The organism is Streptomyces sp. R-07, assembly GCF_049913175.1.
In the GTDB taxonomy this organism is placed as follows: domain Bacteria; phylum Actinomycetota; class Actinomycetes; order Streptomycetales; family Streptomycetaceae; genus Streptomyces.
In genome coordinates, this window is record NZ_CP183978.1 from 3835944 (window position 1) to 3851033 (window position 15090).

Below are 15090 nucleotides of genomic sequence, written 5' to 3' on the forward strand. Positions count from 1 at the left end.
TGGATCTTCGTCCGACCGTTAGGATTTCGACCATGGCGGCCACTGGATCCGAGAAGCAGGGGGCGAAGGCGTTCTACGTCACGACCCCCATCTACTACGTCAACGACGCTCCTCACCTGGGCCACGCCTACACGACCGTCGCAGGCGACGTGCTCACGCGCTGGCACCGTCAGCGCGGCGAGAAGGTGTGGTACCTCACCGGCACGGACGAGCACGGTCAGAAGATCATGCGCACGGCCGAGGCGAACAACGTCACGCCCCAGGCCTGGTGCGACAAGCTCGTCGAGGAGGCGTGGAAGCCCCTCTGGGAGCACCTGAACATCGCGAACGACGACTTCATCCGCACCACGCAGAAGCGTCACACCGACCGCGTTCAGGAGTTCGTGCAGGATCTGTACGACAAGGACGAGATCTACAAGGGCGGGTACGAAGGCCCGTACTGCGTGGGCTGTGAGGAGTACAAGCTCCCCGGCGACCTCATCGAGGCGGAGGACGGCACGAAGCTGTGCGCCGTCCACAAGAAGCCGGTGGAGATCCTCAAGGAGGAGAACTACTTCTTCAAGCTGAGCGAGTACGGCCCGAAGCTCCTGGAGTTCTACGAGGCGAACCCGGGCTTCATCCAGCCGGAGTCGGCCCGCAACGAGGTCGTGAACTTCGTCAAGCAGGGCCTGGAGGACCTCTCCATCTCGCGCTCGACGTTCGACTGGGGCGTCCCGGTGCCGTGGGACGAGAAGCACGTCATCTACGTGTGGATCGACGCGCTGCTCAACTACGCGACGGCCGTCGGCTACAACGAGAACCCGGCGAAGTTCGACGAGACCTTCCCGGCGAACGTGCACCTCATCGGCAAGGACATCCTGCGGTTCCACGCGGTGATCTGGCCGGCGATGCTGATGGCGCAGGGCCTGCCGGTCCCCGGCCGGGTCGCGGCGAACGGCTGGCTGATGGTCGGCGGCGAGAAGATGTCGAAGTCGAACCTGACGGGCATCAAGCCGCAGGACCTGACCTCGCACTTCGGCGTGGACGCGTACCGCTGGTACTTCCTGCGGGCCATCGCGTTCGGCCAGGACGGCTCGTTCTCGTGGGAGGACTTCTCCGCCCGCTACACGAGCGAGCTGGCGAACGACTACGGCAACCTCGCCTCCCGCGTGGCGGCCATGGTCGGCAAGTACTTCGGCGGCGAGCTGCCGGCCTCGGCGGCCGACGGCGACGCGGAGAAGGCGATCCACGAGGGCCTGGCCAAGGCCGTCGCGACGGCCGACGCGAAGATCGGCGAGGAGCTGGACTTCCAGGGCGGCATCCTGGCGATCTTCGACTTCGTGAAGCAGGTCAACGGCTACATCACGGAGCAGGAGCCGTGGAAGGTGGCCAAGGACGAGTCGGAGGAGGGCCGGGCCCGCCTGGCGACGATCCTCTACACGGCCGCGGAGTCGCTCCGCGCGGTCGCGGTCCTGCTGAACCCGATCATGCCGGAGACCTCGCAGGCCCTGTGGGACTCGCTGGGCGCCGAGCCGTCCCTGGGCGCGCTGGCCGCGCAGCCGGTCCAGTCCTCCGCGACGTGGGGCCAGCTCCCCGCGGGCGCGACGGTGACGAAGGGCGCGGTGCTGTTCCCGCGCCTGGAGGAGCCGAAGAAGGACTGACGCGTACCCGTACTCGTACGAAGAAGGCCGCCGTCCCGGTGTCGATCCGGGGCCGGCGGCCTTCGTCGTACGCACTCGCGGTCACCAGGTCAGGACCAGGGCGGCGACGGCGGGCGCCATGTAGACCATCGGGAAGGGGGCGTGGCCGTACGCGCGGGCCCGCAGCACGGTGATGACGGCGCCGGCGAAGTACAGGATGAGCCCGATCGCGGCGAGGGTCCCGATCACCGGGACCCAGATCCCGACGACGAGCCCGACGGCCCCGGCGGCCTTGGCGGCGCCGAGCAGGTTCCACCACGACCGGGGCACGCCGTACTGGGCGAGCGGCTCGACGACGTACTTGGCCTTGAGGAAGACCGAGAGGCCGGAGAAGCCGGCAAGGAAGGCGGCGACGGCGGTGACGACGATGGCGGTGGTGGACATGGCGTGGGCTCCTTCAGCCTCTCGATGTCCGCCTCGACCGAGCCGGACACTGCACTGACGGAGCGCGCGCGGGATGTGTGACAGCCGGCGCGAACTTTCTTCGCACGCATCACGGAGCCATGCGGCGGCTCCCTCTGAGCTGCGTGACCCGGGGTGCGGAATGAGACGTGTAGCCGGCGCGGTGTGCGTGGTGGCGGGGCTCGGGCTGGTGAGCGGATGCAGTCCGGCGGACCAGCCGTTCGTCGCGGTCTGGATGGGCGAGGACCGGAAGCCGGTCGCGGAGGTACACCCGTGCGGGGGAGACGATGCCTCGCACGTGAGACTCGACAGTTGGGACGAACACCAGGACGACGCCGGCTCCCCGGAAGGTGAGCGGTCCGCCGTGGCGCCTTCCAGCAGGGCGGAAGGCGGTGTCGAGGACAGCGGCTGGGTGACGTGGGTGTCGGTTCGCGGCAGCGAGTCGTGCCCGCTGTTCTCTCCCCCGGCCTCCTGGCATGCGAAGACCGACGGTGAGCAGGCGTTGTTGCCGGGCCGCACGTACGCCCTGAGGTTCGCGGGCCCCGTCAGGGCTGGAGCCCCTACGACGGTCCGTCGAGTTCACCGTCGACGACCTGACCTCTATGAAGCCTGGTCAGGTCTGGGCCGACGACCCGGCCATGGAGCGGGACGCCTTCGACAGGCTCTCGCCGAAATTGCTGAACGAGCACGGGCGGCAGGTGTTCCGGCCCGCGGCGCAGCGGTGCCTTCCCGCCCGGCGGGTGCGCGTCCGGCGCAGCCCGCGTGCGGCCTTCAGCGCACCCAGTTCTTCAGCGGCTCGGTGTCCAGTTCCATCCCCACCGGCTCCGGCAGAGTGACCGTCTTGCCGAAGGGCACGGTCGCCACCATCTCGTACCGCTCCCCGTCCGGCTGTGAGTGGACCTTGACCTCGCCCGTGGTCCTGTCCACCAACAGGTACACAGGGATGCCCGTCTCGGCGTAGGCGCGAGGCTTCTCGACGCGGTCACGGTGGCCGGTGTCCGAGTCGCCGGAGGTGACTTCGACGACCATCAGGACGCCGTCGGCACTCGCCCACTCGCCCTGGCCGACGAACGTGTCCAGCGGAACGAGGCAGCCGTCGGGACGGGCGTTGCCCTTGCGGTACTTCTCGATCCTCAACCCCTGATCGGGGTACAGCCACCAGTCCGTGTTGGCCTGAATGCACAGTCGCGTCAGCCAGGCAATGATCCGCCCATGGTCGCCATCCGGCACAGCCTTCTCCCAGATTGTCCCGTCGATGAATTCAAGGCGCAGAGATTCGTCCACGCGTTCGCCGGCACGGGCGAGCTCTTCGAACCCCTCCTGGGTCAAGACGCTCACGGCAGACTCCTCCCGGATCGGTGGTGCCTTCCAAGGTACGTGCTCCCCGGCCCGCTTGACCGGGTTCGTCGCTGTCGCCATGACCGGCACGGTGGCATATGCCAACGCGCTGGAATCCGAGAATCTTCGGCATTCACCCCGGCGGGTGACACAGCCGGCTCACAGGCCGACGCGAGGAAACGCCCAGGTCCGGTGCCTAGCGTGCGCGCATGGTCGTGACGCGTGAGGACCAGGGGCTGGCCCGGGCCGCTGTGGGAGGGCTTCTGGCAGGGATGGAGCTGACGCCCAAGCCGGGGCTTTCTGACGCGCGGGAGGCGGATCTGGCGGGGCTGCGGTGGTCCGCGAGGTCCCTTGAGCCCGGGTTCGCGGCGATGGCGGCGGCCGCGCGGCGGATCGGGGTGACCGGCCGTGGGCTTCGGGAGGAGTTGGGCGCGATCGGGCGCGCCGCCGAGCGCGACATGGCGCGGGCGGACGGCGGGGGGTTCGTGACCCGGGTCAGCCGGAGGGTCGCGTCGTGGGTGAAGCCGCGCACCCCGACGCGCGGGCTCCCCGCCGTCCCTCCCCCGGTTCGGCGGTCTCCGTCCGGTACGGCCGGAGACTCACGTACGGCTACGACACGGCGGGCCGGCTGGTGTCCCGCACGAACGCACTCGGCGAGACGGTCTGCTTCGAGCGCAACGCACTCGGTCAGATCGTCCGCAAGGACGCGAACGGTGCGATCACCACCTACGAGTACGACGTCTTCGACGAACTGGCGGCGGCGACGAGCCCGGACGCGACGCTGGTACGCCTCCGGGACCGCTACGGCCGCCTGAAGTCGGAGACGGTCAACGGGCGGACGCTGACGTACGCGTACGACGAGGCGGGCCGGCGGGTGGGGAGGACGACGCCGGGCGGCTCGGTCAGCACGTGGTCGTACGACGCGGCGGGCCGGAGGACTCGTCTCACGGCTTCCGGTCGCGAGATCGCCTTCTCCTTCGACGCCCTGGGCCGCGAAGTGGAGCGCGCGGTCTCGGACTTCGTGTCTCTGACGTCGTCGTTCGACGAAATGAGCCGCCTGACGGCCCAGGAGATCACCTCCCGGGGCAGCCGCCTCCAGCACCGCGCGTACGGCTACCGCCCCGACGGCGGACTGATCTCCGTCACGGACGGGCTTTCGGGCACCCGCCGCTTCGACCTGGACGGCGCGGGCCGCGTCACGGTCGTACGAGCGGACCGCTGGACGGAGCGGTACGCCTACGACGAGGCCGGCAACCAGACGGATGCGGAATGGCCGGCCGCCCACGCCGGTCACGACTCGACGGGCCGGCGCACGTACACCGGCACCCGCCTCGCCCGAGCCGGATCGGTCCACTACGAACACGACGCCCAGGGCCGGATCACGCTCCGCCGACGCACCCGCCTCTCGCGAAAGCCCGACACCTGGCGCTACGCGTGGGACGCGGAAGACCGCCTGACCTCGGTGACGACACCGGACGGCACGGTGTGGAGGTACGCGTACGACCCCCTGGGCCGCCGAATAGCGAAGCAGTCCGCTTCCGAGACGGTCCACTTCACGTGGGACGGCACGACCCTCTGCGAACAGACGACGGCCGACGTCACCGTCACCTGGGACCACGCGGGCCTGCGCCCGCTGGCCCAGACGGAACGCCGCACGGACGCAGGCTCCACGGACGAGCGCTTCTTCGCCATCGTCACGGACCTGATCGGCACCCCTACGGAACTCGTCGACGAATCGGGGGACTTGGCCTGGCGCACCCGCACGACGCTCTGGGGCACGACGACGTGGAACCGCGACGCGACGGCGTACACCCCACTCCGCTTCCCGGGCCAGTACTTCGACCCGGAATCGGGCCTCCACTACAACTACTTCCGCTACTACGACCCGGAATCGGCCTGGTACCTCTCCCCGGACCCCTTGGGCCTCGCCCCGGCCCCGAATCCGGCGACGTACGTCCACAATCCACATACGTGGGCGGACCCCCTCGGCCTGGCGCCGTGCCCCCACATCGACGATCGGAAGCTAGATTACCTTTTCGACAAAGACATCAAGGCGGATGATCACAATACTGCCAGAGCAAGACAGAACGCACAGCAGTTGAAGAGCATAGGTTTTCATGACACTCCGGCTTCGAGGCAGTACGTCATCGATCACCTGAAAGACGCGGCAAGCAATGGATTCGATCGAACTTTCACGAATCAGTGGGGCGAGTTCGGCGAAGTGAAATCGGTCATTTACGGGCCTCACGGGATCCGCCAGGTAGAGGCCACCTGGCAAATGATGGAGGATGGAAGCCTGAGGTTTTCCACTGCGATCTTCAAGGGCGGCAAATAGCATGATGCAAGAAGCGTTCTCGGTACCTGACCTGCGCCGCTTCACGGAGTCCCTTGGGGTTGACCCCGTGGAAACCGAATCGGACACACAAGAGATCGACCTGACAGATGTCACCGGGGAATCGCTGCGCTTCAGCTTCAGTCCTGCCGGCCGGTCAATTCGACTGTTGTGGATCCGGGAGAGCGGCACGGTAGACATCTTCAGAGAAGGTGCGACGCGCCTTTGGATCGAGGAGCAGGACAAGGAGACCATCCTGTGTACCGAGTTCGCGATGGGCTCCACAAAGGGAACTCTCCGACTCAGGGTTTTCCCGAACCTCCAACTCAAGGACGAACTTCTGTTCTCTTAGCCGGGAAGACGCTCCCCTCACGTCCCGAAGGGGCACGTGACCTCATACGTTCGGCTGCTTCCGCACCGGGGACATGGCGGTGTCCATCCACGCGTCGGTCGATGGGCAGGGCCTCGCCGGCGCCCTAGCGGCTGCCGCAATGCCGTCCCTCAGCTCCACGGAATCGTGAGCCACGGGCTGGTCGGTTCCGTCGTCAGGGCGCGGTGGGTGCGGAGGGTCTCGTCGTACCACTCGCCGAACTCCTCCTCGTCGAAGTGGAGGCAGCGGCCCAGCGCGTAGCCCGCGGAGAAGTCCGCCCACGAGCGGTAGTTGACCTGTACGAGGCGGCCGGCCCGGATGACGGCGGCTTCGGCCTCCGGGAGGGTGCAGTAGCGGGCGGCCAGGCCCCAACGGGCCATGGCCGAGGCGCGGCCGTAGTCCCAAGCCTCGGCGGAGCGGATGCACGCGCCCTCCGGCAGTAGGCCGTCGGCCCGGAAACGCGCCTCGTAGCGGGTGATCCGGCCGATGAGCCGCTGGACTCCTTCGACCTCTGCGGCGAGGGAGGATGGAGAAGTGGCACGGCCCCGCGTCACGCCGTCGGGGGTCAACCGTGGCTCGGCAGCCTCCTCCGCACGCAGACGCACCACGCGCTCCGCGGCCTCCCGCCAGTGGTCCACGGAGACGATTCCCGCGAAGTCCCGGGCCAGGGAGTGCCGTAGCCCGAGGACGAACTCCCAGACTCCGCTGACCATGTCGGCCCGCAGCAGCCGTTCCTGAGTGCGGGCCCAGCCCTCAGAGCTCGTGACGCCCCACCACTGGTCCAGCTGTTCGCGTTCCATTCGGTAGCCGTTGCCGTGGTTCGCCAGGGCGTTCCAGAACTGGCCGTTCTGCACGAAGAGTTGGGCACCCGCCGCGAGCCCGAAGGCGACCTGTCCCTGCCTAGGCCCACCTATCTCAAGTGTGTGAACGGCGCCGCGGGGCCAGCCCGACGGGCCGTTCGATCTTCTCGAAGTGGTGCCGCCACAGCGCCCGGCCCTCCGGAGTCGCCGGCAGGACTCCCTCACATGGGCTGCCCGGATTCACCACGAGATATGCCGGGGCCCGGGGCTCCCAGGCCTCTGCGAACCAACCGAGGTCGCGGATGACGAAGACCGGATCCGGAGCGGGGATGGGCAGCATGCCGGCGGTGTGGACGGCCAGGCACGCGGACCGCGTCCGTAGATCCCGGTATGTACGAAAGAACGTCATGTCAGGCTCGGCGTCCACCTGGTGCCGCGGTTGCGGGAGGTACAGGTCCGCATCCGCGACCAAGTCGTAGTACGTGGGCCAGTCGCCGCGCACTCGCGCCTCGTACAGTCCGCGTTCGATGGTGCTGGGCGCCTGCCAGTGGCTCGCTGAACCCTCCATGCACAAGATCGTACGATCAACGGATGGGCGATTCGCGTGCCTGAAGCAGAAGAGGCCCGAAACCACGTGTGGTTTCGGGCCTCTCTTGTGTCTGGTGGGACTACCGCGCCGCGTCCGGGTGGACCGCGTCCGTCACCGGGCGGTCCTCCGTGACCGTCTTCTTCTCGACCGGCTTGCGGAGCTGGATGTTCAGCTCGCGCAGGCGGGACTCGTCCAGCTCGGTCGGGGCGCCCATCAGGAGGTCCTGGGCGTTGCCGTTGAGCGGGAAGGCGATCGTCTCGCGGATGTTCGGCTCGTCGGCGAGGAGCATGACGATGCGGTCGACGCCCGGGGCGATGCCGCCGTGCGGCGGGGCGCCGTACTCGAAGGCGCGGAGCATGCCCGCGAACTCGTGCTCCACCGTCTCGCGCGAGTAGCCCGCGATCTCGAACGCCTTGAACATGATCTCGGGCTCGTGGTTCCGGATGGCGCCGGAGGAGAGCTCGATGCCGTTGCAGACGATGTCGTACTGCCAGCCGAGGACGTCCAGCGGGTCCTGGGTCTCCAGGGCCTCGAGGCCGCCCTGCGGCATGGAGAACGGGTTGTGCGAGAAGTCGATCTTGCCGGTCTCCTCGTCCCGCTCGTACATCGGGAAGTCGACGATCCACGCGAAGCGGAAGACGTTCTCCTCGAACTGGCCGGCGCGCTTGGCGGCCTCGACCCGGACCGGGCCCATGATCTTGGAGACCTCGTCGAACTCGCCCGCGCCGAAGAAGATCGCGTGGCCGGGGGCGAGGCCGAGACGCTCGGTGAGGACCTTGACGTTCTCTTCGGTGAGGAACTTGGCGATGGGGCCGGTGAGGGCGTTCTCCTCGCCCACGCGGACCCAGGCCAGGCCCTTCGCGCCGAGGGAGACCGCGAAGTCGCCGAGCTGGTCGAAGAACTTGCGCGGCTGGTCACCGGTGTTCGGGACGGCCAGGGCGCGGACGTGCTTGCCGGCGAAGGCCTTGAACTCGGAGTTCTCGAAGACGTCGCTGATGTCGACGAGTTCGAGGGCCGTGCGCAGGTCGGGCTTGTCGTTGCCGTACTTGAGCATCGACTCGCGGAACGGGATCCGCGGGAACGGAGAGGTGACGTGGCGGCCGCCGCCGAACTCCTCGAAGAGCTCCGTCATGAGCTTCTCGATCGGCTGGAAGACGTCCTCCTGCTCGACGAACGACATCTCGACGTCGAGCTGGTAGAACTCGCCCGGCGAGCGGTCGGCGCGGGCGTCCTCGTCGCGGAAGCAGGGCGCGATCTGGAAGTACCGGTCGAAGCCGGAGATCATCAGCAGCTGCTTGAACTGCTGCGGCGCCTGCGGCAGCGCGTAGAACTTGCCCGGGTTCAGGCGGGACGGGACGACGAAGTCGCGGGCGCCCTCGGGGGAGGTCGCGGCGAGGATCGGGGTCGCCATCTCGTTGAAGCCGAGGGCCACCATCTTGGAGCGGATGGAGGCGATGACGGCGGACCGCAGCATGATGTTGCGGTGCATGCGCTCGCGGCGCAGGTCGAGGAAGCGGTACTCCAGGCGCCGCTCCTCGTTGACGCCGTCGTCGGCGTTGATGGTGAAGGGGATCTGCTTCGCGGCGCCCAGGACCTCGACGGAGGACGCCTCGATCTCGATCTCGCCGGTCGGCAGCTCGGGGTTGACGTTCTCCGCGCCGCGGGAGACGACCTTGCCGTCCACGCGGACGACGGTCTCCTTGGTCAGCTTGTCCAGGACCTCGGCGGCGGTGGTGCCGGGCCGGGCGACGAGCTGCGTGATGCCGTAGTGGTCACGCAGATCGATGAAGAGGATGCCGCCCAGGTCGCGCCGATTGTGCAGCCAGCCGCTCAGTCGGACGTCGGTGCCGACGTCAGAGGCGCGGAGCTCGCCGCAGGTGTGGGACCTGTACCGATGCATCGTCGTTCATCCAGTCTTCGGGATCTCGGTGGGTGGGCCCGCCCGTGGCCCGTGTCACAGGTGTCACAGAACACGCGGGCAGACCCACCCAGGGTACCGGCCGGGCCAAGATCGGAATTCGAATACTCTCGGTGGCGACCTGGAGTCCGATATTCATAAAGTGGGGCAATGCGCACCGAGGACGTCCTGGCCGCGATCGCGACCGGCCTGTGGCGCTGGGACAACGCGTCCGGGATCGTCTCGCTCGACGCCGAGGCCGCCCGGCTGCTCGGGCTGCCCACGGAGCCCGTACAGCTCACCGAGGCGGCCGTACGCTCCCGTTTTCATCCGGTCGACTGGAACGAGATCGACGGGGTCGTGAACCTCGCCGTCGCCGAGGGCACCCTCGCCGAGGCCCGGCTGCGGATCATGGACGGGCACGGCCGGGTGATCCGTACCGTACGGAGCAGGTCGAAGCCGCTCATCGAGGGGAACGACTACCAGCTCGTCGGCACCCTCCAGGAGGTCGCCGAGCAGCTGCCCGGCACCGCCGCGCGCACCCCCATCACCGGTGACTGGCGCCGCTCGCGTGAGGCGTTCCTGCTCGACGCGGGACGGGCGCTCGCCGAGGCGCGGTCGACGGCCGAGGTGCTGCGGGTGGCGGCCTCCCTCTCGATGCCCGGCTTCTCGCCGGACGGGCTCGCCGTCTTCGGCGTGGCGGGCGAACGGCTGACGGTGATCGGCCACCACGGGCACAGCGAGGGCGACGAGGGGCCGTTCTCGTCGATGTCGCTGGACACGGACTATCCGGCGGCGGAGGTCGTACGGACCGGCCGGGCGATCTACCTCCCGACCCCGGAGGAGTACCTGCGCCGCTTCCCCATGACCTGGCCGCTCGCCCAGCGTTTCGGGCGCCGCTCCTGGGCCTTCGTGCCGCTGGTCGTCGCCGGGCGCACGATGGGCGCCTGGATGGCGGCCTTCAAGCACCCGGTGGCGTTCACGCCCGACGAGCGTTCGGTGCTGACGACGGTCGCGCGGATGCTCGCGCAGGCCCTCGCGCGCGCGGGCGTGGCCGAGTCGGAGCGCGAGCTGTCGCTCGGACTCCAGCGGACGATGATGCCGGTCCTCGGGCCGGGCATCCCCGGCATCCAGGTCGCCGCGCGGTACGTGCCGACCGGCGGCGGGCTCCAGGTCGGCGGCGACTGGTACGACATGATCCGGCTGCCCGGCGGCTCCTCCCGCACCGGCGGGCGTGACGGGGGACGGATCGCCCTCGTCATCGGCGACGTGCAGGGGCACGACGTGCGGGCGGCCGGTCTCATGGGGCAGCTGCGCATCGCCCTGCGCGCGTACGCCTCCGAGGGCCACCGGCCGGACGCGGTCCTCTCCCGTGCCTCCCGCTTCCTCTACGGGATCACGGACGGCGACGACGGGGAGGCCGACGGCGGCCCGCGCTTCGCGACCTGCCTCTACCTGGAGGTCGACCTGGAGACGGGGACGGTGGACATCGCGCGGGCCGGGCATCCCGACCCGGCGGTACGGATGAACGACGGAACGGTGCTGCTCAGGCCCACCGCCGGCGGCCTGCCGCTCGGCATCGACCCCGACACCGACTACCCCACCACCCGGCTCACCCTGGAACCCGGCGAGACCCTCATGATCTGCACCGACGGCCTCCTGGAGACCGGCGGGCACGACCTGGACAGCGGCTGGGAGCGGGTCAGGGGGCTTTTGGAGTCCCACGACGGCGACGACCTGGAGCGGCTCGCCGACGCCCTCGTGGAGGCCGTCCACGGCCCCGGCTCGCACCACACGACGGGCCCGCTCGCCGACCGCCGCGAGGACGACATCGCCGTCCTGCTGCTCTCCCGCCGGCCCGCCGGCACCGTACTCGAGGCTCCCCGCCGCACCCTGATGACGATCGCCCAGGCGGAGCCGGAACGGATCGCCGAGGCGCGCCAGCAGGTCCGGCAGCTGCTGCACGACTGGTCGGACGAGGACCAGCTCGACTCGGCGGTCCTGATGGTCTCCGAGATGGTCACCAACGTCCTCGTCCACACGGACGGCGACGCGCTCATGGTGGCGGAGGTGGCGTGCGGCGAGAAGTCGCGGCGGCTGCGGGTGGAGGTCTCCGACACGAGCGACGAGCTGCCGCACAAGCGGCACCCGGGCGAGATGGCATCGAGCGGGCGCGGCCTGGTGCTGATGGAGATGCTGGCGGACGCGTGGGGCGTCGATCCGCAGGGCGAGGGCAAGGCGATCTGGTTCGAACTGAACGAGACCCCGACGGGGGAGGGCTGCTGCGCGTGAGTGGCGTGACCTGTACCCGGCCCGGCCGCTGCCGCGCGTGAGTGACGTGACCTGCACTCGCCCCGGCCGCTGCCGCGCGTGAGTGACGTGACCTGCACTCGCCCCGGCCACTGCCGCGCGTGAGTGACGTGACCTGCACTCGCCCCGGCCACTGCCGCGCGTGAGTGACGTGACCTGCACTCGCCCCGGCCACTGCCGCGCGTGAGTGACGTGACCTGCACTCGCCCCGGCCACTGCCGCGCGTGAGTGACGTGACCTGCGCTCCACCCGGCCACTGCCGCGCGTGAGTGACGTGACCTGCGCTCCACCCGGACGCTGCCGCGCGTGAGCCGGTGCGCGGGGCCGGGTCCCGCTGCCGCACCTGAGCCCGGCGGGCGGGGTCGTGTCCTCCGGCGCAGACTGGTCTCGTACGGCCGCCGGGGGGACCACGGAGTGCGCCATGGACACCCACAAGGTCGGCAGCGACACCACGGTGATCGCGGACAGCATCGAGGCCCCGGGCCTGGGGTACGTCCCCGCCAACGCCTACGTCCTCACCGCCGCCGAACCCGTGGTCGTCGACACGGGGCTCTCGGTCGAGGACCGGGACTTCGTCGCCACGCTCGGCGGGGTCATGGACCCGGCCGACGTCCGGTGGATCTGGCTCACCCACCCCGACCGGGACCACACGGGCGGGATCTTCGACCTGCTCGACGCCGCCCCACGCGCGCGCGTGATCACGACCTTCCTCGGCTTCGGCATCATGATGACGGAGCGGGCGCTGCCCATGGACCGGGTGTACTTCCTCAACCCGGGCCAGTCCCTGGACGTCGGCGACCGCACCCTGCACGCCTTCCGGCCGCCGCTCTTCGACAACCCGGCCACCGTCGGCTTCTACGACGACCGGACCCGGATCTGCTTCAGCTCCGACTGCTTCGGCGGCCCGATGCCGAGTGCCGAGCTCGCCGAGAGCGGGCACGCGAGCGACCTCAAGCCGGAGGAGCTGCGGCGGGCGCAGCTGCTGTGGGCGACGATCGACAGCCCGTGGGTGCACCTGGTGGACCCGGAGAAGTACCGGGCGACGCTCGCGCCGCTGGCGGAGATGCACCCGGAGATCGTGCTGTGCACGCACCTGCCGCCGGCCGTACGGATGACGGACCGGATGCTGGAGACGATCGCGGCAGCGCCGGACGCGGACCCGTTCGTGGGCCCCGACCAGGCGGCGCTCGAACAGCTCCTGGCCTCCTTCGCCCCGGGCGGGACGGCGCCGGCCTGATCAGTCCTCGCCGGCCTCCGGGAGCGGCTCCCCAACCCCGTACCGCGTACGCAGCTCCCCCAGGATCCCCGTCGCCGCGGCCGTCAGCGGTACGGCGAGCAGCATGCCCAGGACGCCCGCGACGGACGCCCCGGCGGTGATCGCGAGCATCACCACGGCCGGGTGCATCTGCACGGTCCGGCTCTGGACCAGGGGCTGGAGGACGTTCCCCTCGATGACCTGGACCGCCAGGACGATGCCGAGCACCCACAGGGCGATGACGAAGCCCCGGTCGGCGAGGGCGACGAGGACGGCGACCGCGCCGGAGAGGAAGGCCCCGAGGTACGGGATGTAGGCGGTGACGAAGACGAGCGCGGCGAGCCCGACCGCGCCGGGCACGTCGAGGACGACGAGGCCGATGCCGATGAGGACGGCGTCGACGAGGGCGACGAGGGTGGTGCCGCGCATGAAGCCCTCGACGGCCTCGAAGGCGCGGCGCGCCATGGCCTCGACGAGGTCGCCGGTGGCGCGGGGCGCGAGGGAGCGCAGGGCGCCGGCGGCCCGGTCGGAGTCCTTCAGGAAGAAGAAGATGAGGAGCAGGGCGAGGACGGCGGTGGCGAGCATCTGGCCGACGACGCTGAGCCCGCTGATGACGCCGGAGGCGGCGGTGCCGCCGAACTCCCTGAGGAGCTTCTCGGCGTTCCTGGCGAGGTCGTCGAGGGAGGTGCCGGCCGCGCCGAGGTGCTCGGCGATGTCGGAGGCGGCCTGCCGGAGCGAGGCGACGATCTCGTCGCCGGTGTCGATGAGGGCGACGACGACGATGTACGTGGCGCCGCCGACGACCACGAGGACGGCGACGACGGTGAGCGCGGCGGCGAGCCCCTTGCGGACCTTCATCCGCAGCAGGCGCCGGTAGAGCGGGCCGAGGAGGGCGGTGCCGAGGAGGGCGAGGAGGACGGGGGTGACCGCCGTCTTGAAGACGACGCAGAGCCAGATGAAGACGGCGGCGACCCCGGCGGCGAGCAGCAGGACGACGCACCAGGCGGCGAACCGGCGGGCGGGTTCGGGGAGGAGCGGCGCTCTCGTCGTCTGCACCCGCCCACCGGACCACGCCCGTCGGCGTGTCGTCGCGCGCTGACGGGCCGTCCGGGTGACGGCCCGTCACGAGACGTCGTGGGCTACTCGCCCATGCCGTGGACCGCCGGGATCGTGCCGAGGCGGCCCGCCTGGAAGTCCTCGAAGGCCTGGCGGAGTTCGGCCTGGGTGTTCATGACGAACGGGCCGTAGTGGGCCATGGGCTCGCGGATCGGCTGTCCGCCGAGGAGGACGACCTCCAGGTCCGGGGTGTTCCCGTCCTGCTTCTCGTCGGCGCGGACGGTGAGCGCGCCGCCCTTGCCGAAGACGGCGGTCTGGCCGGTGTGGATCGGGCGCCGGTCGGAGCCGACGGTGCCGCGGCCGGCGAGCACGTACGCGAGGCCGTTGAAGTCCTCGCGCCAGGGCAGGCTGATCTCGGCGCCGGGGCGCAGGGTGGCGTGGATCATCGTGATGGGGGTGTGGGTGATGCCGGGGCCGTCGTGGCCGTCGAGCTCGCCGGCGATGACGCGGAGCAGCGCGCCGCCGTCGGGGGTGGTGAGGAGCTGGACCTGGCCGCCGCGGATGTCCTGGTAGCGGGGGGCCATCATCTTGTCGGAGGCGGGCAGGTTCACCCACAGCTGGAGGCCGTGGAAGAGGCCGCCGCTGACGACGAGGGACTCCGGCGGGGCCTCGATGTGGAGGAGGCCGGAGCCGGCGGTCATCCACTGGGTGTCGCCGTTGGTGATGGTGCCGCCGCCGCCGTTGGAGTCCTGGTGGTCGAAGGTCCCGTCGATGATGTAGGTGACGGTCTCGAAGCCGCGGTGGGGGTGCCAGGGGGTGCCCTTGGGCTCGCCGGGCGCGTACTCCACCTCACCCATCTGGTCCATCATGATGAACGGGTCGAGGTACTGGTAGTTGATCCCGGCGAACGCGCGGCGCACCGGGAAGCCCTCGCCCTCGAACCCCGAGGGGGCCGTGGTGACGGCGAGCACGGGGCGGGAGACGGCGTCGGCCGGGGCGGCGACGCGCGGCAGGGTGAGCGGGTTCTCGACAGTCACTGCGGGCATGACCGGACCTCCTAGG

The 15090-nt window shown here is 70.0% G+C and carries 11 protein-coding genes and 2 pseudogenes; 6 read left to right on the forward strand and 7 right to left on the reverse strand.

Annotation, left to right across the window (positions count from 1 at the left end):
- Positions 1-32: 32 nt before the first annotated feature.
- Complete coding sequence (gene metG / locus ACN9M0_RS17470; protein WP_366037338.1) at positions 33-1640, forward strand: methionine--tRNA ligase; 1608 nt, start codon at positions 33-35, stop codon at positions 1638-1640.
- Positions 1641-1721: 81 nt separating this feature from the next.
- Here metG and ACN9M0_RS17475 read toward each other — a convergent pair whose 3' ends face one another.
- The gene (locus ACN9M0_RS17475; RefSeq protein ID WP_366037337.1) at positions 1722-2063 is read right to left on the reverse strand and encodes a DoxX family protein; all 342 of its coding nucleotides are present in this window, start codon (positions 2061-2063) and stop codon (positions 1722-1724) included.
- A 789-nt stretch (positions 2064-2852) separates the two neighbouring features.
- Positions 2853-3419 (reverse strand): Uma2 family endonuclease, encoded by a 567-nt coding sequence (locus ACN9M0_RS17480; protein WP_366037336.1) that lies wholly within the window; start codon positions 3417-3419, stop codon positions 2853-2855.
- A gap of 272 nt (positions 3420-3691) precedes the next feature.
- On the opposite strand from ACN9M0_RS17480, the pseudogene ACN9M0_RS17485 reads away from it, so the two are divergent.
- The 3 genes and pseudogenes from ACN9M0_RS17485 to ACN9M0_RS17495 all read left to right on the forward strand — a co-directional run.
- Positions 3692-3844, forward strand: a pseudogene (locus ACN9M0_RS17485) (triphosphoribosyl-dephospho-CoA synthase); the annotation flags it as partial.
- Between the two features lie 167 nt (positions 3845-4011).
- Positions 4012-5754: pseudogene (locus ACN9M0_RS17490) on the forward strand (RHS repeat-associated core domain-containing protein); the annotation flags it as partial.
- 1 nt (position 5755) lies between these two features.
- Entirely contained in the window at positions 5756-6103 is a 348-nt protein-coding gene (locus tag ACN9M0_RS17495) for a hypothetical protein (protein ID WP_426403868.1), read from the forward strand.
- 149 nt (positions 6104-6252) lie between these two features.
- Here ACN9M0_RS17495 and ACN9M0_RS17500 read toward each other — a convergent pair whose 3' ends face one another.
- The 3 genes from ACN9M0_RS17500 to aspS all read right to left on the reverse strand — a co-directional run bounded on the left by ACN9M0_RS17500 (position 6253) and on the right by aspS (position 9410).
- Positions 6253-6975: a DUF1266 domain-containing protein gene (locus ACN9M0_RS17500; RefSeq protein WP_426403869.1), complete on the reverse strand. Its 723-nt coding sequence runs from the start codon at positions 6973-6975 to the stop codon at positions 6253-6255.
- Between the two features lie 61 nt (positions 6976-7036).
- Entirely contained in the window at positions 7037-7489 is a 453-nt protein-coding gene (locus tag ACN9M0_RS17505) for a hypothetical protein (protein WP_426403870.1), read from the reverse strand.
- Positions 7490-7589: 100 nt separating this feature from the next.
- Positions 7590-9410, reverse strand: a complete 1821-nt coding sequence (gene aspS, locus ACN9M0_RS17510) for an aspartate--tRNA ligase (protein WP_426403871.1) — start codon at positions 9408-9410, stop codon at positions 7590-7592.
- A 168-nt stretch (positions 9411-9578) separates the two neighbouring features.
- On the opposite strand from aspS, the gene ACN9M0_RS17515 reads away from it, so the two are divergent.
- Positions 9579-11699, forward strand: a complete 2121-nt coding sequence (locus ACN9M0_RS17515; RefSeq protein WP_366037332.1) for a SpoIIE family protein phosphatase — start codon at positions 9579-9581, stop codon at positions 11697-11699.
- Between the two features lie 439 nt (positions 11700-12138).
- A complete protein-coding gene (locus ACN9M0_RS17520) occupies positions 12139-12954 on the forward strand; it encodes an MBL fold metallo-hydrolase (protein WP_399696189.1) in 816 nt (271 codons plus the stop codon).
- On the opposite strand, the gene ACN9M0_RS17525 is transcribed toward ACN9M0_RS17520, so the two are convergent.
- Positions 12955-14028, reverse strand: coding sequence for an AI-2E family transporter (locus tag ACN9M0_RS17525; protein WP_366037330.1), 1074 nt, complete (start codon positions 14026-14028; stop codon positions 12955-12957).
- 83 nt (positions 14029-14111) lie between these two features.
- Positions 14112-15074, reverse strand: a complete 963-nt coding sequence (locus ACN9M0_RS17530) for a pirin family protein (RefSeq protein ID WP_366037329.1) — start codon at positions 15072-15074, stop codon at positions 14112-14114.
- Positions 15075-15090 lie beyond the last annotated feature (16 nt).

Bases quoted from the DNA above. Each gene is read 5' to 3' on its own strand.
- ACN9M0_RS17505 (WP_426403870.1), bottom strand. From the start codon at position 7,489: ATGGAGGGTTCAGCGAGCCACTGGCAGGCGCCCAGCACCATCGAACGC.
- ACN9M0_RS17495 (WP_426403868.1), top strand. From the start codon at position 5,756: ATGATGCAAGAAGCGTTCTCGGTACCTGACCTGCGCCGCTTCACGGAG.
- metG (WP_366037338.1), top strand. From the start codon at position 33: ATGGCGGCCACTGGATCCGAGAAGCAGGGGGCGAAGGCGTTCTACGTC.
- aspS (WP_426403871.1), bottom strand. From the start codon at position 9,410: ATGCATCGGTACAGGTCCCACACCTGCGGCGAGCTCCGCGCCTCTGAC.
- ACN9M0_RS17520 (WP_399696189.1), top strand. From the start codon at position 12,139: ATGGACACCCACAAGGTCGGCAGCGACACCACGGTGATCGCGGACAGC.
- ACN9M0_RS17530 (WP_366037329.1), bottom strand. From the start codon at position 15,074: ATGCCCGCAGTGACTGTCGAGAACCCGCTCACCCTGCCGCGCGTCGCC.
- ACN9M0_RS17475 (WP_366037337.1), bottom strand. From the start codon at position 2,063: ATGTCCACCACCGCCATCGTCGTCACCGCCGTCGCCGCCTTCCTTGCC.
- ACN9M0_RS17515 (WP_366037332.1), top strand. From the start codon at position 9,579: ATGCGCACCGAGGACGTCCTGGCCGCGATCGCGACCGGCCTGTGGCGC.